23 protein-coding genes are annotated in these 22619 nt (G+C 69.5%); 13 read left to right on the top strand and 10 right to left on the bottom strand.

What is annotated here, in order from left to right; genetic code table 11:
- The first annotated feature begins 86 nt into the window (after positions 1 to 86).
- The 3 genes from BM199_RS16265 (at position 87) to trpD (ending at position 2102) form a co-directional block, all read left to right on the top strand.
- Positions 87 to 530: a hypothetical protein gene (locus BM199_RS16265; RefSeq protein WP_091674081.1), complete on the top strand. Its 444-nt coding sequence runs from the start codon at positions 87 to 89 to the stop codon at positions 528 to 530.
- A gap of 68 nt (positions 531 to 598) precedes the next feature.
- Entirely contained in the window at positions 599 to 1009 is a 411-nt protein-coding gene (locus tag BM199_RS16260; RefSeq protein WP_091674080.1) for a response regulator transcription factor, read from the top strand.
- A 46-nt stretch (positions 1010 to 1055) separates the two neighbouring features.
- On the top strand, positions 1056 to 2102 hold the full coding sequence (trpD, locus tag BM199_RS16255) for an anthranilate phosphoribosyltransferase (protein WP_091674079.1): 1047 nt from the start codon (positions 1056 to 1058) through the stop codon (positions 2100 to 2102).
- Here the strand turns inward: trpD and BM199_RS16250 are convergent.
- Complete coding sequence (locus BM199_RS16250) at positions 2059 to 3051, bottom strand: GlxA family transcriptional regulator (RefSeq protein ID WP_091674078.1); 993 nt, start codon at positions 3049 to 3051, stop codon at positions 2059 to 2061. The genes trpD and BM199_RS16250 overlap by 44 nt on opposite strands.
- Before the next feature lie 192 nt (positions 3052 to 3243).
- On the opposite strand from BM199_RS16250, the gene BM199_RS16245 reads away from it, so the two are divergent.
- Positions 3244 to 4092: a DMT family transporter gene (locus tag BM199_RS16245; RefSeq protein ID WP_091674077.1), complete on the top strand. Its 849-nt coding sequence runs from the start codon at positions 3244 to 3246 to the stop codon at positions 4090 to 4092.
- Here the strand turns inward: BM199_RS16245 and BM199_RS16240 are convergent.
- Positions 4083 to 4502: a cytochrome c oxidase subunit 4 gene (locus BM199_RS16240; protein ID WP_091674076.1), complete on the bottom strand. Its 420-nt coding sequence runs from the start codon at positions 4500 to 4502 to the stop codon at positions 4083 to 4085. The genes BM199_RS16245 and BM199_RS16240 overlap by 10 nt on opposite strands.
- 52 nt (positions 4503 to 4554) lie before the next feature.
- Positions 4555 to 5520: an aa3-type cytochrome oxidase subunit II gene (ctaC, locus tag BM199_RS16235; RefSeq protein WP_091674075.1), complete on the bottom strand. Its 966-nt coding sequence runs from the start codon at positions 5518 to 5520 to the stop codon at positions 4555 to 4557.
- 251 nt (positions 5521 to 5771) lie between these two features.
- On the opposite strand from ctaC, the gene asnB reads away from it, so the two are divergent.
- Complete coding sequence (gene asnB, locus BM199_RS16230; RefSeq protein WP_091674074.1) at positions 5772 to 7706, top strand: asparagine synthase (glutamine-hydrolyzing); 1935 nt, start codon at positions 5772 to 5774, stop codon at positions 7704 to 7706.
- Positions 7707 to 7815: 109 nt separating this feature from the next.
- Here the strand turns inward: asnB and BM199_RS16225 are convergent, their stop codons facing one another.
- Positions 7816 to 8805, bottom strand: coding sequence for a carbohydrate kinase family protein (locus BM199_RS16225; protein WP_091674073.1), 990 nt, complete (start codon positions 8803 to 8805; stop codon positions 7816 to 7818).
- A 141-nt stretch (positions 8806 to 8946) separates the two neighbouring features.
- Between BM199_RS16225 and BM199_RS33890 the strand changes: the two genes are divergently transcribed.
- The gene (locus tag BM199_RS33890) at positions 8947 to 9120 is read left to right on the top strand and encodes a hypothetical protein (protein ID WP_177242642.1); all 174 of its coding nucleotides are present in this window, start codon (positions 8947 to 8949) and stop codon (positions 9118 to 9120) included.
- A gap of 105 nt (positions 9121 to 9225) precedes the next feature.
- On the opposite strand, the gene BM199_RS16220 is transcribed toward BM199_RS33890, so the two are convergent.
- Entirely contained in the window at positions 9226 to 9603 is a 378-nt protein-coding gene (locus tag BM199_RS16220; protein ID WP_091674072.1) for a HesB/IscA family protein, read from the bottom strand.
- A gap of 172 nt (positions 9604 to 9775) precedes the next feature.
- Here BM199_RS16220 and BM199_RS16215 point away from each other — a divergent pair, with 172 nt between their 5' ends.
- Entirely contained in the window at positions 9776 to 10435 is a 660-nt protein-coding gene (locus BM199_RS16215; protein WP_091674071.1) for a DUF3043 domain-containing protein, read from the top strand.
- Between the two features lie 60 nt (positions 10436 to 10495).
- Positions 10496 to 11485, top strand: coding sequence for an aldo/keto reductase family protein (locus tag BM199_RS16210; protein ID WP_091674070.1), 990 nt, complete (start codon positions 10496 to 10498; stop codon positions 11483 to 11485).
- Positions 11486 to 11491: 6 nt separating this feature from the next.
- Here the strand turns inward: BM199_RS16210 and BM199_RS16205 are convergent, their stop codons facing one another.
- Positions 11492 to 12208: an IspD/TarI family cytidylyltransferase gene (locus BM199_RS16205; RefSeq protein WP_091674252.1), complete on the bottom strand. Its 717-nt coding sequence runs from the start codon at positions 12206 to 12208 to the stop codon at positions 11492 to 11494.
- 71 nt (positions 12209 to 12279) lie between these two features.
- Between BM199_RS16205 and cobT the strand changes: the two genes are divergently transcribed.
- A complete protein-coding gene (gene cobT / locus BM199_RS16200) occupies positions 12280 to 13359 on the top strand; it encodes a nicotinate-nucleotide--dimethylbenzimidazole phosphoribosyltransferase (RefSeq protein WP_091674251.1) in 1080 nt (359 codons plus the stop codon).
- A 3-nt stretch (positions 13360 to 13362) separates the two neighbouring features.
- Here the strand turns inward: cobT and BM199_RS16195 are convergent, their stop codons facing one another.
- The gene (locus BM199_RS16195; protein ID WP_091674069.1) at positions 13363 to 14466 is read right to left on the bottom strand and encodes a branched-chain amino acid aminotransferase; all 1104 of its coding nucleotides are present in this window, start codon (positions 14464 to 14466) and stop codon (positions 13363 to 13365) included.
- Between the two features lie 101 nt (positions 14467 to 14567).
- On the opposite strand from BM199_RS16195, the gene BM199_RS16190 reads away from it, so the two are divergent.
- A complete protein-coding gene (locus tag BM199_RS16190; protein WP_091674250.1) occupies positions 14568 to 14870 on the top strand; it encodes a hypothetical protein in 303 nt (100 codons plus the stop codon).
- A gap of 40 nt (positions 14871 to 14910) precedes the next feature.
- Here the strand turns inward: BM199_RS16190 and BM199_RS16185 are convergent, their stop codons facing one another.
- A complete protein-coding gene (locus BM199_RS16185; RefSeq protein ID WP_143101841.1) occupies positions 14911 to 17712 on the bottom strand; it encodes an AfsR/SARP family transcriptional regulator in 2802 nt (933 codons plus the stop codon).
- Between the two features lie 160 nt (positions 17713 to 17872).
- Between BM199_RS16185 and BM199_RS16180 the strand changes: the two genes are divergently transcribed.
- Together BM199_RS16180 and BM199_RS16175 are read left to right on the top strand one after the other, a co-directional pair.
- Complete coding sequence (locus tag BM199_RS16180) at positions 17873 to 18280, top strand: peptidase inhibitor family I36 protein (protein WP_091674067.1); 408 nt, start codon at positions 17873 to 17875, stop codon at positions 18278 to 18280.
- Positions 18281 to 18339: 59 nt separating this feature from the next.
- The gene (locus tag BM199_RS16175; RefSeq protein ID WP_091674066.1) at positions 18340 to 19209 is read left to right on the top strand and encodes a hypothetical protein; all 870 of its coding nucleotides are present in this window, start codon (positions 18340 to 18342) and stop codon (positions 19207 to 19209) included.
- 88 nt (positions 19210 to 19297) lie between these two features.
- Here BM199_RS16175 and BM199_RS16170 read toward each other — a convergent pair whose 3' ends face one another.
- Together BM199_RS16170 and BM199_RS16165 are read right to left on the bottom strand one after the other, a co-directional pair.
- Positions 19298 to 19975 (bottom strand): ribonuclease FAU-1 family protein, encoded by a 678-nt coding sequence (locus BM199_RS16170; RefSeq protein WP_425425533.1) that lies wholly within the window; start codon positions 19973 to 19975, stop codon positions 19298 to 19300.
- 54 nt (positions 19976 to 20029) lie between these two features.
- Positions 20030 to 20998, bottom strand: coding sequence for a hypothetical protein (locus tag BM199_RS16165; RefSeq protein WP_091674065.1), 969 nt, complete (start codon positions 20996 to 20998; stop codon positions 20030 to 20032).
- A 108-nt stretch (positions 20999 to 21106) separates the two neighbouring features.
- Between BM199_RS16165 and BM199_RS16160 the strand changes: the two genes are divergently transcribed.
- A complete protein-coding gene (locus BM199_RS16160; RefSeq protein ID WP_091674064.1) occupies positions 21107 to 22612 on the top strand; it encodes a leucyl aminopeptidase in 1506 nt (501 codons plus the stop codon).
- The last annotated feature ends 7 nt before the right edge of the window (positions 22613 to 22619 follow it).

Below are 22619 nucleotides of genomic sequence, written 5' to 3'. Positions count from 1 at the left end.
CCGCCGGTCGGGGTCCACGCCCGTGCCCGGTCCGTCTCGATCATCATCGCGACCAGCCCGCCCGGCCGACATGCGAAGGGTTACCGATGAGTTTGCGAAATCGACTCCTCCACCTGCTAAGACGCCGGCCGGAACCGGTCCTCGAACTCGACTCGCCCGGACTCGCCGTCGTGGCGCGGTCGTTCGATCCCGCCGAGGCTGACTCCGCCGCGCTGGCCCGTGCGGGCGACAACGTGACGCAGATCCCTGCCGTGCTCCGCCATCACCTGCTGTTGCCCGCCGACCGGGTCGAGGAGGCTGCCCGGATCCTCGCGCAGGACGGCTGGGAGCTGCGCCCGGCAACCGGCACGGCCGACGAGCCCGACCGTGCCGACGACCCCCCGGAACTCCTCCGCGTACACGCGCTGCGTGTCCAGCGGCTCACCGCGCTCAGCTGCGCTCAGGAGAGCTCGCGGATGGCCGGGCTGGCCCAGCGGCTCGCGGGTGATTCGCTCGGCTGGGACGCACTTGCGCCACCTACTCCCAACTGAGCGGCCGGGGCGGATAGCATCACCGGCAAGCCAACGACCACCACCACAATCGCCGGAGGCAAGCCTCAATGACCGAGCAGCCGATGCGGATCCTGGTTTTCAGCCACCGGCCCGAGGTGCGCGAGTCGATCATCAACGCGATCGGCCGCAGGCCCGCGACCGACATCGGCCGCGTCGAGTACGTCGAGACCGCGGGCATCGCGGACGTGCTGACCGAGATGGACGGCGGCGAGATCGACCTCGCGATCCTCGACGGCGAGGCCCAGCCCACCGGTGGCATCGGGCTTACCCGTCAGCTCAAGAACGAGATCGACGACTGCCCGCCGATCGTGGTGACCGCGCGGCGCAAGGACGACCGTTGGCTGGCCACCTGGTCGCGGGCGGACGCGGTGCTGGTGCACCCGCTCGACCCGCTGACCGCCGCCGAGACCGTCGCCGAGGTGCTGCGCGCACGTTCGGTCGCGGTCGTGCACGGCTGAGCACCGGCGCCAAACTCGAAGACCCCACAGACGCGAGGACACCGTGATGCACGACAGTCACTCCTGGCCGGAGCTGCTCAACCAGCTCATCGCGCGGTCGGATCTGTCGGAGCGCGACACGGCCTGGGCGATGGACCAGGTGATGACCGGGGCCGCCACGCCCGCGCAGATCGCCGGTTTCGCCGTCGCCCTGCGGGCGAAGGGTGAGACGCCCGCCGAGATCGCCGGGATGGCCGAGGCGATGCTCGCGCACGCCAAGCTGGTCGACGTCGACGTGCACGCGGTCGACATCGTCGGCACCGGCGGTGACAGGTCCGGCTCGGTGAACATCTCCACGATGTCCGCACTCGTCACCGCGGCCGCGGGCGCACCCGTGGTCAAGCACGGCAACCGGGCGGCGTCCTCGAAGTCCGGAGCCGCCGACGTGCTGCAGGCACTGGGCATCGCGATCGAGCTTCAGCCCGACGCGGTGGCCAGCTGCGTGATGGAACTGGGGATCGGCTTCTGCTTCGCCCCGGTGTTCCACCCCGCACTGCGGCACGCGGGAGCACCCCGTCGCGAACTGGGCGTGCCCACCACCTTCAACCTGCTCGGCCCGCTCACCAACCCGGCTCAGCCATCGGCCAGCCTGATCGGCTGTGCCTACCCGGACAAGACCAGGGTGCTCGCCGAGGTCTTCGCCCGCAGGGCGGCCAGCGCTCTGGTCGTGCGCGGCGACGACGGACTCGACGAGATCACCACGACCACCACGAGTTCGGTCTGGGTGGTCGCGGGCGGCGAGGTCCACGAGACCCGCGTGGACCCGGCCGACCTGGACATCCCACGGACGACCGCGGAAGAGCTTCGCGGTGGCGACGCGGAGGCCAACGCCGACGTCGTCCGTCAGCTCGTCGCGGGCAAGACCGGTCCGGTGCGCGACGCCGTCCTGATCAACGCGGCGGGAGCGCTGGCCGCGCACACCGGCTTCTCCGGCTCACTGACCGAGGACCTGCGGGCAGGTGTCGCCAGGGCCGCGCAGGCCCTCGACTCCGGCGCCGCAGCCGAGCTGCTCACGCGCTGGGCCGAGCGGTCCCAGCAGCTGGCTCAGCACTGAACGCACGCCGGTAGGCGGTCGGGCTCGTACCCCTGCGCTTGCCGAACTGGTGTCGCAGCGCGGCTGCGGACGCGTAACCACACGCCACCGCGATGTCCTCGACGGGCAGGTCACCGGCCTCCAGCAGCGCCTGCGCCCGGTCCAGTCGCCGCTCGGTCAGCCACCGACGCGGCGTGGTGCCGGTAGCGGCCGAGAACCGGCGGAGGAAGGTGCGCTCCCCCAGACCGCTGCGGCGGGCGAGCTCGGCGATCGTCACCGGCTGGTCCAGTCTGCGCTCGATCCACTCGAGGACCTCGCCGACGAGTGCGTCGTCCGGAGCCGAAGCCTCCGGCACGGGCGCCTCGACGAACTGGGCCTGCCCGCCGACCCGATGCGGCGCCGCGACCATCCGGCGGGCCAGCGCCGTCGCCGCAGCCACCCCGCGCAGACGCCGCACGAGGTGCAGGCACAGGTCCACGCCGGCCACGGTTCCCGCGCTGGTGAGCACACCACGGTCGTCCACGTAGAGCGCGTGGGGATCGACCCGCGCCGCGGGGAAACGTGTGGTGAATTCCTGCTCGTACACCCAGTGCACGGTGCAGCGCCGATCGTCGAGCAGTCCCGCGTAACCGAGGGAGAACACCCCCGCGCAGAATCCGGCCACCCAGGCCCCGCGCGCCGGTGCGGCGCGAAGCACGTCGAGCACCGGCTCCGGTGGTGGCGCCGTCCGAGGTGCACAGGTGGGCACGATCAGCAGGTCCGCGGTGGCCGCGAAGTCCAATGTGGCGAGACCGTTCACCCTGAATCCGGACCAGGTCTCGACCGCTGACCCGCCAGGGGAACACACCGCGAAATCCCAGCCCCGCATTCCGTCCGCACTGCGATCGGTGCCGAAAACCTCACACGCCACACCGAGTTCGAACGGCGAGACCTGATCGGCGACCACCACGGCGACACGCTGCACATCCATCCCGACAGAATGTCATGAGTTTTGCGGTCGCTGTCATTCTTGCCACTCGTGGTCTCGCCGACAACGCCGGAGGCTGGGGCGATGACAACGAACACGGTGGGCCCGGGCGCCCCGAATGCTGATCTGCCTGCCCGACGGCGATCCGCGCGGAACGCGGGCGACTCACGGGCGTTGCTGCAGTGGACGACGGCGATGACGTTGTCCGGGACCATCGGTGCGGTCGTTCTGGAGAGCGGCGCCGAGGCGACCGCGGTTGCCTTCGCCCGCTGCCTGGTCGGCGGCCTGCTCCTCGCCCTGTGGTGCGCGGCGCGCGGCTGGTTGCGACCCGCGGCACTGCGCGCGGGGCTGACCCGGCGGGATCTGGCGCTGGCGGTGCTGGGCGGCGTCCTGCTGGTGGGCAACTGGGTACTGCTGTTCGCCTCCTACTCGCTGTCCTCGATCTCGATCAGCACGGTGATCTATCACACCCAACCCCTGCTGCTCGTGGGGCTGGCCGCAGTACTGCTGCGCGAGAAGATCACCGGCAGTCACCTGGTGCGCGCGCTCATCGCGTTCGCCGGAGTGGCACTGATCTCACTCGGCGCGCAGGGCAGCAGCGGGAAACCAGTGGGAATCGCCGGCATCGCGCTCGCGCTGGCGGCCGCGGTGCTCTATGCGGGCGCGTCCCTGATCGCCAAACAGCTCGCGCATCTCCGTCCGCACCTGCTGGCGGCGATCCAGTGCTCGGTGGGTGCGGTGCTGCTCGCACCCGCGCTCGCCGTCACACCTCTACCCTCCGACACCGGCGGACTGCTCTGGCTCCTGCTGCTGGGAACCGTGCACACTGCGGTGCTGTACGTCCTGATGTACGCGAGCATCGGCAAACTGCCGACCGGCACCGTTGCGCTGGTGTCCTACCTGTATCCCGTGGTGGCTGTCGTGGTCGACGTCCTCGCCTACGGCCACCGGATCACCCTCGTCGAGGGGATCGGAATGCTGGCCGTGCTGGGCGCCGCCATGGCGCCGAGACGGCGAGGTGGAGTGGGACGAACTCAGTCGTGACTGGGACCGGTGTGGTACTCGAAGACCAGTCCGCCGATGGCGACGATCACCAGCACCCCACCCATGATGAGCAGCCAGATCTGGAAGAACGCCAGTGCGACACCACAGACCGCAGCGGCCGCGGCCAGCGCGATCGGCCAGTAGCTGCCCGGGCTGAAGAAGCCGAGCTCACCTGCGCCGTCGCTGACCTCGGCCTCTTCCCGGTCCTCGGGGCGAGGCTCGATGCGGCGGGCGATGAACTGCAGGTAGCTGCCCGCCAGCAGCGCGAGACCACCGACCAGGACCAAGGACACGGTGCCGACCGGTTCGACGCCGTCGTCGGTCATGTACTTGGTCATCACCGCGTAGATGACGGCCACCGCAAAGGAAAAGAACATCACGATGGCGAAGATGCGGGCTTCGACCTTCACGGGCTTGTCCTCACTGCTCTTGCTGCTGGTAGGTCCGCGGACTCGCCATCGCTCAGTCCGACGCCGTCCGCGCCGTGCGGTCGGTGTTGAACGGCGAGGTGGTCACCGCGTTGGGCGCGCACAGTTCGCCACAGCCCTCGGACTGCAGCTGGGACAGCGCCTCAGAGGCGGTGTTCGGCCGCCCGGTCGCCGGGTTCACCTGGGTGCGCAATGCGATGTACCGGTCGTACATGTCCGGGGAGAGCGCGCGAACCTCGAAGTTCATCACCGCGTGGTAGGCACCGCACAGCTCGGCGCAACGGCCGACGAAGGAGCCTTCGGTGTCGATCGTGTTCTGGAACGTGTTGTCCTGGTTGTTCTTCTCCGGGAACGGGAACACGTCGCGCTTGAAGTTGAACTCGGGCACCCAGAACGAGTGGATGACATCGGTGGAGCGCAGGTTGTACTGGATGGTGCGGTCCGTCGGCAGGACGAGCAGCGGAATCTCGCTGGAGGTGCCGACCGTGTTGATCGTCTGCCCGTCGGCGGTCTTCGCCTCATCGGGGTAGCGGAACTCCCAGTTCCACTGGAAGGCGACCACGTCGACGGTGATGTCCGGGTTCTCGTCCTCGTCGAGCACGCTGCTCTCGGTGGTGGCGGTGAAGAAGAACAGCCCGCACACGATGATCACCGGCAGCACGACGCAGAAGAGTTCCAGCGGCACGTTGTACTGGAACTGCCGCGGCAGCTGCTCGGGGCCGTCGGTCTTCTTCTTCCTGAAGAAGAGGACACACCAGAAGATCAGGCCCCAGACGAGGACACCCACGACGAGCGACGCGATGACCGACCAGGTCCACAGCGTCCGCATCTCATCGGCCTGCGGGGTGACACCCTCCGGCCAGCCGAATCGCAGTACCTCTTCGCCGGAGCAACCGGTCGCCAGAATCACGACCAGTCCGACAAGCGCGGCGACCTTGCCGACCCTCGCCGGCCGTGTTGCCCGAGAGCGCTCCGCGCTCCGTGCGCCGTGCCGATTCACACAGCCTCCTTGCCCGATCTCTGTTCGTCGCCTCACTCGCCCGCGAGACCGCACGAGGTCCCGTGCCGCCCCCGGCTGACCGACGGTGCCGGTCGCGCTGTGACAGCTCGGAGCCTAGCCGAGTTACCGGATCCGGCTGACCAAGGGGTAACCCATCGGCGTTGCCACCCACCGGCCCGGAGCGGGGTCACGGACCGGCATACTTGGGCACTCGATTGCCCGGCCACGACCTCGAAGGTGTGTGAAGACGCGTGTGCGGCCTGCTTGGACTGGTCTGTGCCAGTGAGAACGACGCGGCGAAGGCCAGGGACGCCGTGGGCCGCGCGCTGCGCTGCCAGCGGCATCGTGGTCCCGACGAGACCGACACCTGGGCCGACGGCGAGGTCGTCTACGGGTTCAACCGGCTCGCCTTCATCGACCTCGAGCACTCCCACCAGCCCCTGACCTGGGGTCCGCCGGAGTCGCCCGAGCGCTACACGATGAACTTCAACGGCGAGATCTACAACTACCTCGAGCTGCGTGCCGAGCTGGCCGAGAAGTTCGGTGCGAAGTTCGCCACAGAAGGTGACGGCGAGGCGATCGTCGCGGCATACCACTACCTCGGCACCGCCGCCGTCGGCAGGCTTCGCGGCATGTTCGCGTTCCTGATCTGGGACTCCGAGCGCAAGGTGGTCTTCGGCGCGCGGGACCCGTTCGGGATCAAGCCGCTGTACTACTCCAAGGGCCCCGGCGGCATCGCCTTCTCGAGCGAGAAGAAGAGCCTGCTGGAACTTGCGGAACCGCTCGGCGTCGAAGAAGAGCTGGACCGCACCGCACTGCAGCACTACCTGGTGCTGCAGTACGTGCCGGAGCCCGCGTCGCTGCACACCGGGATCCGGCGGATCGAGTCCGGCTGCTCGTTCACCGTGTCCCCCGGCGGGGAACTGGTGACCGAGCGGTACTTCTCCCCCGAGTTCCTCGCGCGCCCGGTGACCAGCCCGGCCGGGGCGAAGGCGCTGCACACCGAGATCGCCGAGGTGATGCAGGACTCGGTGGCCAAGCACATGATCTCCGACCCCGACATCACCGTGGGCGCCTTCCTCTCGGGCGGCATCGATTCCACGGCCATCGCGGCGCTGGCCAAGCAGCACAACCCGAACCTGATCACCTTCACCACCGGCTTCGAGCGGGAGGGCTACTCGGAGGTGGACGTCGCGGCCGAGTCCGCGGCCGCGATCGGCGTGAAGCACGTGATCCGCACGGTCTCCGCCGACGAGATGATGGAGGCGCTGCCGCTCATCGTCTGGTATCTCGACGACCCGGTGGCCGACCCGGCACTGGTCCCGCTGTGGTTCATCGCACGGGAGGCCCGCAGGCACGTCAAGGCCGTCCTGTCCGGTGAGGGCTCCGACGAGCTGTTCGGCGGCTACACCATCTATCGCGAGCCGCTGTCGCTCGCGCCGTTCGAGAAGGTCCCCGGAGCCGTCCGCTCGCTGCTCGGCAAGGTGTCCGCCCGGATCCCGGAGGGCACGCGGGGCAAGGACCTGCTGCGCAGGGGCTCGCTGTCGCTCGAGGAGCGCTACTACGGCAACGCCCGGATCTTCCGCGACGACCAGTTGCGTGGAGTCCTGCGCACCTTCACCGAGGGCGTGGGGCACCGCGACGTCACCGGCCCCTGGTACCGCGCCTCGGCGGACTGGGACCCGGTCGCGCGGATGCAGCACGTCGACCTGTTCACCTGGCTGCGCGGGGACATCCTCGTCAAGGCCGACAAGGTGACCATGGCCAACTCGCTGGAGCTACGGGTGCCGTTCCTGGACTCGGAGGTCTTCCGCGTGGCCTCGCGCATCCCGCTGGATCAGAAGATCACCAAGGAGACGACGAAGTACGCGCTGCGTAAGGCGCTGGACGGGATCGTGCCCGCCCACGTGCTCAACCGGCGCAAGCTCGGCTTCCCGGTGCCGATCCGAGTCTGGTTGCGCGACGAGATGTACGACTGGGCGCGCGGCATCATCGCCGACTCCCGTACCGAGGAGCTGCTGGACAAGCGGGCCGTTCAGGCACTGCTCGACGAGCACAAGTCCGGCGCGCTGGATCACAGCAGGCGGTTGTGGGCACTGCTGGTGTTCATGATCTGGCACGGCATCTTCGTCGAGAACCGGATCAAGCCGGAAATCCCCGAACCGCAGTACCCAGTCCACGTCTGAGCCCGGCACTTTCCCGGGAAAGTGCCCTGGGCCACGCCCGTGACCTCCGGCGGGACTGTTCGGCCTCGCACTTTCCCGGGAAAGTGCGAGGCCGCTCACTGCGACGGGGTCAGGCCGGGAGGGCGGCGCCGATCGCCTCTGCGGCCTCCGGGCCGAACGCCTCGCCGATCCGGCGCAGCGCGGTATCCCGGTCGAACGTCCATTCCTGGGTGCCCACCGTCTCCAGCACCAGCACGGCGATCATCGACCCGAGCTGCGCGGCTCGCTCGACGGTCAGCCCGTAGTGCAGTCCGGCGAGGAACCCGGCCCTGAAACCGTCGCCGACGCCGGTCGGGTCTGACTTCGTCAGTTCGGGGACGGCTCCGACCTGCAGCGCCGTGCCGTCAGCCGAGACGATCTCCACGCCCTTGTCCCCGAGTGTGGTGACCCGCACGCCGACGCGGGAGAGCACGTCGGACTCGGCCCAGCCGGTCTTCTGCAGGAGCAGTTCCCACTCGTAGTCGTTGCTGAAGAGGTACGTGGCACCGTCGACGAACGACCGCGCCTGCTCGCCGTCCATCCGGGCGAGCTGCTGTGAGGGGTCGACGGCGAAGGTGTAGCCGCGCGAGCGGCACTCCTCCGCGTGACGCAGCATGGCCTGCGGGTCGTCGGGACTGATCAGTACGAGATCGAGCCCGCCCGCCCTGGCCGAGACCGGCTCCAGTTCGATGTTGCGGGCCTCGGCCATCGCGCCCGCGTAGAAGGTCGCGATCTGGCAGAGGTCGTCGTCGGTGGTGCAGACGAACCGTGCGGTGTGGGCGACCTCGGAGACATGTACCCCGGTGGTGTCCACACCGTGCCGCTCCAGCCAGGAGCGGTAGTCGGCGAAGTCCGCGCCCACCGCCCCCACCAGCACCGGCGCGACCCCGAGCACGCCGAGCCCGAACGCGACGTTGGCCGCGATACCGCCCCGACGAACGACCAGGTCGTCGGCGAGAAAGCTGAGCGAGATCCGGTGCAACTGCTCGGCGACCAGTTGCTCGGCGAATCTGCCGGGAAAATGCATCAGATGGTCCGTCGCGATGCTGCCAGATACCGCGATGCGCCCCATGGCTGCCACCGGCTCTCCTTGTGGTCGACTGTCGGTCAGGGCGCGACAGAACCGGCTGGCATAACCCTTCCGGGTAGTTCACACCCGTTGCCCGACACTACCGGTTGGTAAGGGTTCCCGGCTGCTCAAGCAGTACATACCGTCAAATACGTGAACCTCACCACTGAACCGGAAACCATGGGCGAGCTGATCGCCGACTGCAGCGAGATCCCGCGGGACCTCCGCCGCGAAGGCGTCCCCACGCCTCGGCACGAATCAGCCCGTCCCTGGTCGGTCGACGACGCATGCCACGCCCAGGTCGCGGACCTCGACGCCTACGTCTGAGAGACCCATAACAGCCTGCACAAACGACAAGAGCGGGCGCTGGTCACGTTGACGTGACCAGCGCCCGCTGTCTCGACCAGCCCGCGGGGGTCCCCCCGCGACAAATCAGTGGAACGAGTCGCCGCAGGCGCAGGAACCGCCCGCGTTCGGGTTGTCGATGGTGAAGCCCTGCTTCTCGATACTGTCGACGAAGTCGATCGAGGCGCCCTGCACGTAGGGCGCGCTCATCCGGTCGACGGCCACCTGCAGGCCGTTGAAGTCGCGGAACAGGTCACCGTCGAGCGTGCGCTCGTCGAAGAACAGCTGGTAGCGCAGCCCCGCACAGCCACCCGGCTGCACGGCGATGCGCAGGTGCATGTCGTCGCGGCCTTCCTGCTCGAGCAGGGCCTTGGCCTTGGCCGCCGCGGTGTCGGTCAACGTCACGCCGTGCGTGGCTTCACCGGCCTCGGCCTGCGTGGTGCCGGTCTGCTCAGCGGTCGTCATGGCTCTCCCTCGGGGTGTTGCTGTGGCGGGTACCGGTGTCCTCCGTGAGGAGAACATTCCGGGCGCCCGATATGTTCCACGCTGCTCCGATGAGAGCGTGGCGCTACCTCCATGGTGACACATCTGCGGACCAGCTGAACATCACCGGCCGAGCCTGCAATACCCTGGACGCGTGAGGTTCCTGCGCCGTAACAGCACCGAAGAGGCCGAACAGGCCGACAGCACCGCCGTCGACGTCGACGAGAGCGGCGAATCTCACGCGGTCAGGGGGTATACACCCGCCAAGGGCAGGGCGACGCCCAAGCGCAGGGAGGCCGAGGCCAAGCGGCGCGGACCCGTCGCCCCACCGCCGCGCACCACCCGCGAGGCCATCAAGCGCAGCCGTGAGCTGCGCAAGAAGAACCCGGTCAGCAAGGAAGAGCGGCGCGCCGCCGCCAAGGAACGCCGCGAGCGCATGAAGGCGGGCGACGATCGTTACCTGCTACCCCGCGACCGCGGACCGGTGAAGGCGTACGTCCGTGACGTGGTCGACTCGCGCAGGCACGTGCTCGGCCTGTTCATGCCGCTGGCGATCCTCGTCTTCGTGGCGCTGCTCGTGCCGCACCCGCTCGTGCAGCAGTACGCCACCCTGGTGACCACGTTCATGCTGCTCGGCATGATCGTCGAGGGATTCCTCACCGGCAGGCGGATCGCGGCGCAGGTACGCGAGAAGTTCCCGAACGAGGTTGTCAAGGGCCGCTCGATCGGCTGGTACGCCTTCATCAGGGCGAGTCAGCTGCGCAAACTGCGGATGCCGAAGCCGAGGGTGAAGCCCGGCGCTTCGGTGAGCTGAGAGCCTGGAGCCGACTCCAGGTCGTTAGCTTGGCGAAACGTTTCAGGCTAGGGTGACGGCATGGAGTTTCGTCGTCTCGGCCGCAGTGGCCTGAACATCAGTGAGATCTCGTACGGCAACTGGCTCACCCACGGATCGCAGGTGGAGGAGGACCAGGCCCAGGCCTGCATCAGGGCGGCACTGGACGCCGGCATCACGACCTTCGACACCGCGGACGTGTACGCCAACACCGCCGCGGAGTCGGTGCTCGGGCGCGGCCTGGCCGGACAGCGCAGGAAGAGCCTGGAGATCTTCACCAAGGTCTTCTGGCCGACCGGTCCTGGCGGCCCGAACGACAGGGGCCTCGGCCGCAAGCACATCATGGAGTCGGCGAACGCGTCACTGAAGCGCCTGCAGACCGACTACATCGACCTCTACCAGGCCCACCGGTTCGACCGGAGCGTGCCGCTGGAGGAAACCTTCCTCGCCTTCGCCGACCTGGTCCGCCAGGGCAAGGTGCTCTACATCGGTGTCTCCGAGTGGAACGCCGAGGAGATCACCCGCGGCGCGGCGATCGCCCGTGAGCTCAAGGTCCCGTTCATCTCGAACCAGCCTCAGTACAACGCCCTATGGCGGGTCATCGAGTCGCAGGTCATCCCGGCGTCCGAGCGGGAGGGCTTGAGCCAGATCGTCTGGTCGCCGATCGCCCAGGGCGTGCTGACCGGCAAGTACAAGCCGGGCCAGCCCCTGCCGGAGGGCTCGCGCGCCACCGACGAAAAGGGCGGTGCGAACTTCGTCAAGCGGTTCCTCAACGACGACGTGCTCGAGCGCGTGCAGCGGCTGGAGCCGCTGGCCAAGCAGGCTGATCTGACGCTGGCACAACTGGCGGTCGCCTGGGTGCTGCAGAACCCGAACGTGGCCTCCGCGATCATCGGCGCCTCACGCCCCGAGCAGGTGCACGAGAACGTCAAGGCCGCGGGCGTGAAGCTCGACGCCGACCTGCTGGAGCAGATCGACGCCGTTCTCGAGGACGTCGTCGAGCGCGACCCGATGCAGACCAAGAGCCCCTGAGGGACCTCAGCGGTGGCCGAGCACACGCTCGGCCACCGCGAGATCGTGGGCATATGTGATCTTGAAGTTCTCCTGCTCACCCGGGATCCACCGCACCCGCACCGAGGAGAATTGCTCCATACAGGACGCGGTGTCGGTGCCGGCGAAGTGCGCTCGCTCCGCCTCCTCATAGGCGGCCAGGAGCGGGCCCGCGCGAAAACCCTGCGGTGTCTGCACCCGCACCAGTTCACCCGCCGGTCTCCCCGTCAGCCTGCTACCGTCCGCGGTAGCGGCATGAATGTCTACTCCGGACAGACCGGGTACCGCTCCCCCGTGTTCCCGCGCGACTTCCAGCACCGCGGTAACGAGTCGTGGGGTGACGAGTGGACGCGCGCCGTCGTGCAGCAGGACGACGTCGATGGAACCGTCGGCGATCCGCCCGGCCAGGTGGCGCAGCGCGTTGAGTTCGGACTCCTGCCGTGTCGCACCGCCGTGCACGACCTCGATCCGTGCCCCGGGATGGTCCGCCCGTACCCGCTCGACCAGTTCGCCGTCCTGTGGCCGCGTGACCAGCAGCAGGACGCCGATCGACGGCACAGACGCGAACGCGTCGAGCGACCAGGAGACGAGCGGGCGCCCGGCGAGTGGCAGGAACACCTTGTTCAGGCTCGCTCCAACCCGTGTCCCCGCGCCGCTGGCCAACACGACTCCTGCGGCGAGCGGGGCTGTTTCGGTCTCCGGCACGGCGGCGATCTTACGGCCGGTCGGCGTGGCCGTCGCTCGCTCCCGGTAGCGTTCCACCCGTGAACGCGGAAATCGGATCACCGGACCCTGACCGCTCTCTCGCCGACCTCTCGTTCGACCAGGTCGCGCAGCCCGACGAACTCGCCAGGGCGGAAGCACTGCGGCGGCACAGCATGCTGGTCAAGCCGCCGGGCTCGCTGGGGCGGCTCGAGGAACTGGGCGCGTGGATCGCCGCCTGCCAGGGCAGGCCGACGCCGCGCCCGTTCACCAGGGCCAGGGTGATCGTGTTCGCCGGCGACCACGGGGTCGCCGCCCGAGGAGTTTCGGCCAATCCGCCCGAGACGACCGGTGAACTGCTCGGCACCGTGCTGGCCGGCGGCGCGGCGATCAACGTGCTGGCTTCGACGGCGGGTGCGACTGTCCGGGTGGTCGACATCGCGGTGGACACCGACGGCGCGGAGTCCGCCGTTTCGGAGTTCAAGGTGCGGCGAGGCAGCGGCAGCATCGACCGCGAGGACGCGTTGAGCGACGCCGAGGTGCACGCGGCTCTGCTGGCGGGCAGGCAGATCGCCGACGCCGAGGTGGACGGTGGCGCCGATCTGCTCGTTGCCGCCGATCTCGGGGTCGGGGGGAGCACGGTGGCCTCGACCCTGGTCGCGGCACTGACCGGTGCGGAACCGGTGGCCGTGATCGGGCGCGGGTCGGGTGTGGACGACAACGGGTGGATGCGCAAGGCCGCCGCCGTACGCGACGCCCTGCGCCGGGCCCGTGCGGTGCTCTCCGACCCGGTCGCCCTGCTGCGCACCTCCGGCGGCGCGGACGTGGCCGCGATGGCCGGTTTCCTGGCGCAGGCGGCCGTCCGCCGCACCCCGGTGCTGCTGGACGGGCTCACTGTCGGCGCGGCGGCGCTGGTCGCCGAGGAACTCGCGCCCGGCGCCCGCTCCTGGTGGGTGGCCGCCCACCGTTCCAGCGAACCCGCGCACGCCATGGTGCTCGAACACCTCGACCTGGAACCGTTGCTGGACCTGGACATCCGCCTCGGGGAAGGGGCCGGTGCCGCCGCGGCGCTGCCGCTGCTGTTCATGTCGGCCAGGCTGCTGGCGGAGGTGGCGACCCGCGAGCAGGCAGGCGTCCCCGACCCCGAGGCGTAAAGATCAGCTGAGGGGCTGCATCCAGTTGTGTGGATCCGGGCGGGTGCCCTCCTGGATACCGGTGAGTTCGTCGCGCAGCTTCATGGTCAGCTCGCCGGGCTCGCCGCCGCCGATGGTGAATCCGCCGCCCGTGTGCTTGACCCGGCCGACCGGCGTGATCACCGCGGCGGTGCCGCAGGCGAACACCTCGGTCAGCTCGCCAGAGGTCGCGGCCTTCTCCCACTCCTCGGTCGAGATCCGGCGCTCCTCCACGGAGTGCCCGAAGTCCGCCGCGAGCTTGAGCAGCGTGTCCCTGGTGACACCCGGCAGCAGCGACCCGGTCAGCTCCGGGGTCACCACGCGAGCGTCGGAGCCGGACCCGAAGACGAAGAACAGGTTCATCCCGCCCATCTCCTCGACCCAGCGGCGTTCCACGGCGTCCAGCCAGACCACCTGGTCGCAGCCCTGATCCACGGCCTGCGCCTGGGCAACGAAGGACGCGGCGTAGTTGCCGGCGCACTTCGCGAACCCGGTGCCCCCGGGGGCGGCACGGACGTACTCGGTGGACAACCACACGCTCACCGGCTTCACCCCACCGGCGAAGTAGGAGCCCGCGGGCGACGCGATCAACGAGTACAGGTAGGAGTTCGCCGGACGGTTCACGCCGAGTCCGGCCTCGGTGGAGATCATGAACGGCCGCAGGTACAGCGTCTCGCCCTGCTTCGTGGGCACCCAGCGCTCGTCCACGGCGAGCAGTTCACGAATCGACTGCAGGAAGACCTCGTCCGGCAGTTCGGGCATCGCGAGCCTGCGGGCGGAGTTGCGGAACCGGGCCGCGTTGGCGTCCGCCCGGAACGACGCGATCGAACCGTCCGGTTGCCGGTAGGCCTTGAGGCCTTCGAAGATGGCCTGTCCGTAGTGCAGGACGGAGGTGGCTGGATCGAGGGTGAACGCCTCGTACGGTCGGACCTCGGCGTGGTTCCAGCCCTGTTCGGCGTCCCACTTCACGGTCACCATGTGGTCGGTGAAATGTGTGCCGAAGCCCGGCGCGGCCAGTACCTCCGCCACGCGCTCCGGCGTAGCCGGGTTCGTGTTGGTGACATGGGCGAAGGGCATCGGTTTCGTCATGAGCAGAGGGTAACTCTTTGTAGGACGTCATAACATTCCCAGCCCCCGTCGGACGCATCGTGCACAACCGCCCATCCACGAACCTGCCCTACGATGGTCGTGTGACCTACCAACCCGCCCAGCCCGCCCGCGGCGGCAGCGTGTCCGCAGGTGCGGCCTCCGACGCCAAGACCTTCGGCGCCGCCGCGCTGCTGACCTTCTCGGCCGGCATGGTGGTGCTCCTCGGCTACCTGCTGGTCGGCGGCTTCGGCGCCTTCCTCGGCATCATCGGCGCCGTGTTCGGCATCGTCTGGTGGAAAGGCCTGCACGGCAAGGTCTTCCCCCGCGACCTGCCGAACTCCTCGGTCCTCGGGGCCGCGGTGGCCTCGGCCGTGCTCGCCCTCGTCGTTGTGATGCTGGCCTAGGAGCTGTTTCAGAAGGCGACCGCGCGCTCATGAACACCGCCTAACCGGCCGCGGCGACACGCGCGAGCTTCTGCCGGAGTTCCCGCGCTTCGGCATGAGCCTGCCCCGCGTCGACGAGCGCCAGCGCGCGCTCCCAGGCGAGCCGCGCTTCGAGGTGCTCGCCGAGCACGTGGTGGACGTCCCCGAGCTGATGCCAGACGTGCGCCTGCATGGCCTCGTGCCCCAGCGACCTGGATGCGGCCACCGCCTCCGAGAAGTGGATCACCGCCTGCCGGTGCTCCCCGAGCCGATGACAGATGAAGCCCAGGCTGTCCAAGGTGGCCGCCTCGGCCTCCAGGTACGAGTTCTGCGTGGCGATGGCCAGTGCCTCCGCGCAGCGGGTCCGCGCGCGCTCGTACTCGCCGAGACGGGCGAGGTACCAGCCGACGGAGTTGAGCGAGTTGGCCTCCTGCAGCGCGTCACCGTTGTCCCGGTACAGATCGCGGGCGTGTGCGGCATGCGAAAGGGCTTGCTTGTCGTCGCCGCCCAGTTCGTACAGATAGGCCAGGGCGAGGTGACTCCGGGCCTGCGCCGCCAGATCGCCGCCGCGCTCGGCGAGCTCGATACCGGTGCGCAGGTGGTCCAGCCCCTTCTCGTGATCGCCCGTTGCGGCGCAGACCGGGCCGAGATGCCGGTAGACCTCGGCCCTGACGTCCTCCCGCCCCAGCCTTCGTGCCGCTTCGACCGCCAGGTTCCACACGTGCAGGCTGTCCCTGGCACGGCCATGCCGATCGTGGAAGCAGTGCATCGTCCAGGCCAGTTGCCACACGGCCTCGTCCCACCCGTTGTCCGCGGCGAGGCGCTGCACGGCGACGAGGCAGGCGTGTTCGACCTCGAACCACACCAGCGCGGAATCGCGGTCGGGCACCTGGTGCTGCCCCGGGTGCCCGGCGTCGCACCGCGTCGGCTCCCCGGCCGGAATCGTGGACCGGTGCGGATACAGCAGGCGGTCGGCGGTGAACGCGGTCCGCAGATAACCCGCCACCACCCGCCGCGCGGCCACTGCCCGGACCTCCGGCGCGACCTCCCGCTCGGCACACTCGGCCGCGTACAGCGCGACCAGTTCGTGCAGGCGGTATCTCCCCGGCGTGGCCTCGAACAGCAGGTGCGCCGCCACCAGCACCCGGACGCGCCGCTGTGTCTCCGAAGTGGAGAGTCCGACGAGCGAGGCGATGGCTGGCAAGCCGAAATCCGGCAGCGCGACACAGCCCAGCAGCCGGAAGACCTCGGCGGCCTGCTCCGGCAGGGCCCGGTACGACCAGGAGAAGACGGCCCGCAGGTCCGCACCGAGGTCGTGGGTCGCGAAGGAGTCCAGCCGGGCGGCGGTCTCCCGTAGTTCGGTCACCAGTTCGCGCAGCGGGAACGTGGGAGCGACAGCCGCTCGCGCGGCGACGATGCCGACAGCGAGCGGCAGCCCCGCGCACCACCGCAGCAGCTCCTCCACCGCGGTGGCCTCGGCCGCGACCCGAGCCGAGCCGAGGTGGCGTGCCAGCAGCTCGCAGGACTGCTCGGCAGTCAGGAAGTCCAGGTCGAGAAGGCCTGCGCCCTGAATCCGCAAGCCGCTCAACTGGTTGCGGCTGGTCACCAGCGCCGCACAGCCGGCGCTGCCCGGCAGCAAAGCGGTCAGTTGGGCGGAATCGCGTGCGTCGTCCAGAACGACCAGTACGCGCCTGTCCGCCAGGAGGCTCCGGTAGAGCCCTGCCTGGGCACCCAGGTCCGCCGGTACGGCCTCGGGGGCAACACCCAGCGCCTCCAGGAATCCGCGCAGGACCGATTCGGCTGATCTCGGTTCGCCGGAGGCGGTGAATCCCGCGAGGTCGGCGTAGAGCTGGCCGTCGGGAAAGCGCTCGACGTTGCGATGCGCCCAGTGCAGCGCGAGCCAACTCTTCCCGATGCCGCCGACTCCCCCGAGCACCGCGATCGGCACGCTCGTCCCGTCGTGCTTTCGGGGATCCACCAGCTCACCGAGCGCGGCCAACTCCTGGTCCCGGCCTACCAGCCACGGTGGGGCAGGCGGAAGCTGCCGGGGCACCGGTACTTCCCTCGGAACGGGCGGTTCCACGACGGCGCGCTGACGATGGTGCAGTGAGTAGTCCGCCGCGAGGATCCGAGCGTGCAGAGTGGACAGTGCCTCACCCGGTTCGGTGCCCACTTCCGCGACAAGGCGCTGACGTGTCTGCTGGTAGTGCACGAGCGCGTCGGCCTGGCGGTCACAGCGGTAGAGGGCCAGCATCAGCTGTCCGGCCACCCGCTCGTCGAACGGGAACCGCCGCGAAAGCACAGCCAGTTCCGGCAGGATCTCGGTGTGCCTGCCCAGTCGCAGCGCGGTGTCCGCGCGGTCGATCATCGCGGCACGCCGCTCCTGGTGCAACGTCTCCCGCATCGCCCGCAACCACGGGGTGTCGATCCCGGAGAACGCGTCCCCGCGCCAGAGTCGCAGCGCTTCGTCGAACGTGTCGAGATCCTCGTCCGCGCGCGCCCGGCCCACCAGTGACCGGAACAGGTGCACGTCGATCACCTCCGCGGCCACCTGCAACAGGTAGCCACCTGAGCGCCGGAGAATCCGTGCGCCTGCGACATCGAGGACCGCACGCCGAAGCCTCGACACATAGCTGGCCAGCACCCGCTCGGGTTGCCGTGGTGTCGCACCGGCCCAGATCCGGCCCGTCAGTTGGTCGACAGTGACCACCCGGTTGGCATCCAGCAACAGCGCCGCGAGCACCGACCGCTGTCGCGCGTGCCCCAGATCCACCGATCGCACGGCATTGCTCGCGTGAATACCGCCGAGCAGGCGAAATCGCACAGCCGTCGATTCCAATGAACTCGCCCCCCGATCCGAACAACCTGTCTCCCTGAATACCCGCTTTCCGCAGCGGATTCAACAGAGCTACAACAGCCCCGCAAACCGCGGCGTCCACAGTCGTGCACTGAACAACCAGAACGACAACGGACGAAGGAGCAACATGCGCAAGACTGCTGGGGTGCTGGTAACCGTCGCTGCGGCCGGAGGTCTGGCTCTCATGGCCACACCCGCATCCGCGGATACCGCTGAAGTGCTGGCTGGGAGTTGTTCCAGCGGAAACATCTGTCTCTTCGAGAACAACGACTTCAATCAGGGCAACACGAACCACTGGCGCGACTTCCGCGGGAATGTCAGCAATTTCAACAACTACAACTGGGTCGGTTCGAGCGACAACATGGACAACGAGACCAGTTCGATCAAGAACCGGGTCGGCTGCGGCGTGACCCTCTACCAGCACGTCGGCTACGGCGGTGACAGCACCTACTTCCGGAACGGCGCGAACGACGGATTCCTCGCCAACAACAAGGTCGGGGACAACCGCGCGAGCGCGGTCAGGAAGCACTGCTGATCGACGAACGGGCGGGGCCACACCGTGGTCCCGCCCTCTTCGAGGTGGAGGACACTGACATGGACCGCAAGCCGCGGAAGTTACTGCTCGGGGTGCTGCTGTGCACGGTCCCGGTGCTGCCGTCCTGTGCCGGGGCACCGGCGCAGGACGCTGAGGTGAGCGCCGCTTTCGAGTCGCGGTACGAACTGCCACTACCGTTCGACGAGTACAAGTGGAGCCCGCAGGACCAGTGGCTCCTTGAGCAGGCCAGGCATCGCCTGGTGAAGCACTGCGTCGAAGCACGGGGGGCGACGTTCACCCTGCCGGAACAGGATGGTTCCGAGAGCAGGCGCACGACCGTCGACAACAGCAGACGCTACGGAGTTCTCGACCCGGCCGCGGTGCACCGGTTCGGCTACCACGTGCCGACCGATCCGGCGAGTGAACGACGCGAGGCGGTGACCGAGCGGTGGGTCGCCCAGGTCGGCGCCGGCGAGGAGGCGGCCATTTACGGCACAGCCGACGACCCCGGCTGCTACGCCGCCGCCGACGAGAAACTCGCGGCTACCGCCCCGGCCGCCGACGCCGAATGGCTGGGCGCGCAGAGCGCTGACTCCGTGGACCAGTCGATGAGCACACCCGAGGTGTCCCGCACGCTCGCGGACTGGCGCCGGTGCATGACGGAGCACGGTTTCGACTACGCCGATCCCTATGCCGCGCTGGGGGACGAGCGGTGGAACCTGGACGCTCCGGAGGTCACGCCACTGGAGCTACGTGCAGCCGAGCTGGACCTCGACTGCAAACGCAGCTCGGACCTGACCTCGGCATGGCAGCAGGCGGAGACCAGCCGGCAGGAACGGATCATCGACGAGCACGCGGATCGTTTCGAGCGACTGCGCGTGGCCAAACGCGCACAACTGGACCTCGCCCGGCAGGTGCTCGCGGACTGAACCGTCCTGTCCCACCCCCCAACGAGACGCTCCGCGTCCTAGCCCACCCGTCACCCAACCACCACCCCCCAACGAGACGCTCCGCGTCCTAGTGTTCTGGCCCGGTCAGCACGTCCGGTGGGAGCGTGGGCAGCGGCCAGGTCGGGTCGGGGCGGAAGTCCGTCCAGGTGCCGTCGAAGGGGAACTCGCCCGCGTCGGCCAGTGCGGCATTGCGCTCCCCCTCCGCCCGCAACGAACGGAGCTGAGCCTCGGTGATCCGTCCTGCCCGCACGGCGCAGGCCGCCTCGTCCTCGTCTTTCCAGCGCCACTGACGATCGGGGCCCACGACCAGGTCGAGCACCCCGTCGATCCGGTCGGTTCCGCCTGCCGTACGACCGAGCGGCACCTCCAGGTTCACGTACCAGTTACGGAACGTTCCGTCCGGTTCGAAGAACCACCACACCGAGGACCAGTTCCGCTCACTGACCAGCCGGAGTGTCGACGTCCCGTGCCAGCGGTCGCGGAACTGCCGCCTCGGCACCCGGAACCGCTGCTCGAGCGGAAGGTCCCGCAGCAGGCCGCCATCGGCCGGACCGCTGCCGACGATCTCGGTTCCGGCGGGCAGCCAGCCGAGCAGGGTGTCGCCGTCGTCCGAGACGACATGCAGCGGCTGATACCGGGCACCGCTGCCGTCCGGTCGGAGGAAGCGGAGAACGGCGGTGCTGTCCGGTTGCCAGCACACGGTCTCGGTGTCTGGTTCGGGCTCACGCACGGTGCTCGCCAGCACGAGTTCTCGGGGGCACCGTCACCACATAACTCCAGTTCACCAACAGGCTCTCACTCACGACAGCAACGGTAACGAGAGACCGGCGAGCAGCAGCGCGGTGAGCACCACCGTCACCCGGCCGGTCGGCGTGCGCAGGCTCATCCCCGCTGTCAGCACCTCCGCCAGTGTGAGGACGGCGGCGAGCACCAGCGCGGCGGCAGGCCCGAGCGCGACCGCGAGGACGGCGGCGGGCAGACCCGCGGGAACCGCTGTCACCAGCCGTCCGCGCACATCCGGCGCGGAGTCTGACGCCACCTCCGCCACTGCTTCCATGGCCGCCACGGCCGCCCCCAGGGTCGCCAGCCCGATGACGACCGCGAGCACGGGGACGAGGAGCTGGGCGTCGGCCGCAGCCAGGACGTCGCGCATCGAGGTCGGCGCGAGGCCGAGGCGGAAAGGACCCGACTGGTACAGCGCCGCCACCGCGACGAGGAGGCCGAGCCCGGCGGCGAGGGCCAGACGCCACGACCGCAGGAGCACGCCCCCACCCGCGAACATGGGCAACGCCACCGCGGCCGCGAACAGCACCCCGGAGGGCCCGCCGCCGTTCGGCGCGGTCACCGCCTGCGCCGGGGCGACGGCGAAGCACACCGCGACGAACACCAGCCCGGCCACGACCAGCAGGCCGCCGCCCCAGCGCAGGAGTTCCGCGGGAATCGTCACCCCGGCCACGCGCGCGACCACGACCAGCAGGACCAAAGCCACCGGCCCCAGCGGGCCGAGTCCTGGCACGGTGTAGGCCCCGAACATCGCGGCGCACACCGCGAGAACCGCGACGGCGGACGCCACGCGCAGGGCCGTTCGCAACCGCACCGACCCGCTCGGCGGCCCGTCCTGGGCAGCCGGAATCCGTGGCAGGCCCGCTCGCTGCGCGCAGTACGCGAGGCAGGCCGCCAGCACCAGCCCGCCGAGCAACCACCAGCCCGCACCCGCGGCCGCGACCGCGAGCACGACCGGGATGAACGCCGCAACTCGCCCGAGCACCCGCCCTACCTCCCCTGCCGACCGACGTCGTCATTAGCATGGCTCACGATCCGGTGGGACAACCGCCCGCCCACGTCAGTGCCGATGCGACCGCGCGAGGAGCCAGAAGTGACCGTGCCCAAGCTTGCCCTGTCCGACAACAGCGAGGCCGCTCTCGCCAAGACCAAGGCCGACGTCATCGTCATCGGCACGGTTCAGGGCAGCGACGGCCTCGAGCTCGCGGCAGGCACTGACGCCGTCGACGCCGCCCTCGGCGGGACCACCGCCGACACACTTCGCGACCTCGGCGCGTCCGGCAAGGCCGAGGAGGTCGTGAAGCTGCCGACCATGGGCAAGCTGCCCGCGAAGGTCGTGTTCGCCGTCGGGCTCGGCAAGCGGGACTCCGACGGCGCGATCACGCAGGAGCAGGTGCGCAGGGCCGCCGGTGCCGCCGCACGCGCCCTCTCCGGCACCACCAGGGCGCTGACCACGCTGTCCGCCGTGGACCTGCAGGGTGCGGTGGAGGGCACCGTGCTCGGTGCGTACACCTTCACGCAGTACAAGTCCGCACCCGGCGACGGGCCCGTGGCCACGGTGGACGTCGCGGCGCCGGAGTCCGGCACCACGAAGGAGCACAAGGCCGCACTCAAGGCAGCGACCGCGATCGCCGAGTCGGTACTCATCGCACGCGACCTGATCAACACCCCGCCGAACGACCTCTTCCCGGCCTCCTTCGCCGACCGGGCGAAGAAGCTGGCCGACGCGGGTGGCCTCGAGATCGAGGTGCTCGACGAGAAGGCCCTCAAGCGCAAGGGGTTCGGCGGCATCCTCGGCGTCGGCACCGGCTCGTCGCGGCTGCCCCGGCTGGTCCGGGTGACCTACCGCGGCGCCAAGGCCAAGAAGAAGATCGCGCTGGTCGGCAAGGGCATCACCTTCGACACCGGCGGCATCTCGATCAAGCCCGCCGCGAACATGGACAACATGACCTCGGACATGTCCGGGGCGGCGGCGGTGCTGGCGTCGGTGGTGCTCGCGGCCAAGCTGAAGTACCCGCTCGAGGTGACCGCGACCATCCCGCTCGCCGAGAACATGCCGTCGGCCACCGCGTACCGGCCGGGCGACGTGCTGACAATGTACGGCGGCAAGACCGTCGAGGTGCTCAACACCGACGCGGAGGGCAGGCTCGTGCTGGCCGACGCGATGGTCCGGGCAGCCGAGGACGAGCCGGACTACCTCATCGAGACCTCCACCCTCACCGGCGCGCAGATCGTCGCGCTCGGCAACCGCACGGCGGGCGTCATGGGCTCGGACGAGTTCCGCGACCGGGTGGCCGGAATCGCGCGGGCAACCGGCGAGGGCGGCTGGGCGATGCCGCTTCCGGAGGAGTTGCGCGGCGAACTCGACTCCCGGCTCGCCGATCTCGCCAACGTGACCGGCAGCCGGTGGGGCGGCATGCTCGCGGCGGGCGTCTTCCTGCGTGAGTTCGTCGCCGAGAACCTGCCGTGGGTGCACATCGACATCGCGGGCCCGTCGTACAACACCTCCGGCCCGTGGGGCTACACCGGCAAGGGCGGGACCGGTGTTCCGGTGCGCACCATCGCCGCGGTCCTCGCGGACATCGCCGACAACGGCTGATCCGCAC

This window comes from Amycolatopsis marina (assembly GCF_900111885.1).
Classification (GTDB): Bacteria; Actinomycetota; Actinomycetes; order Mycobacteriales; family Pseudonocardiaceae; genus Amycolatopsis; species Amycolatopsis marina.
The sequence above is the reverse complement of the archived record's forward strand: the minus strand, read 5'-3'. Positions and strand labels throughout refer to the sequence as shown.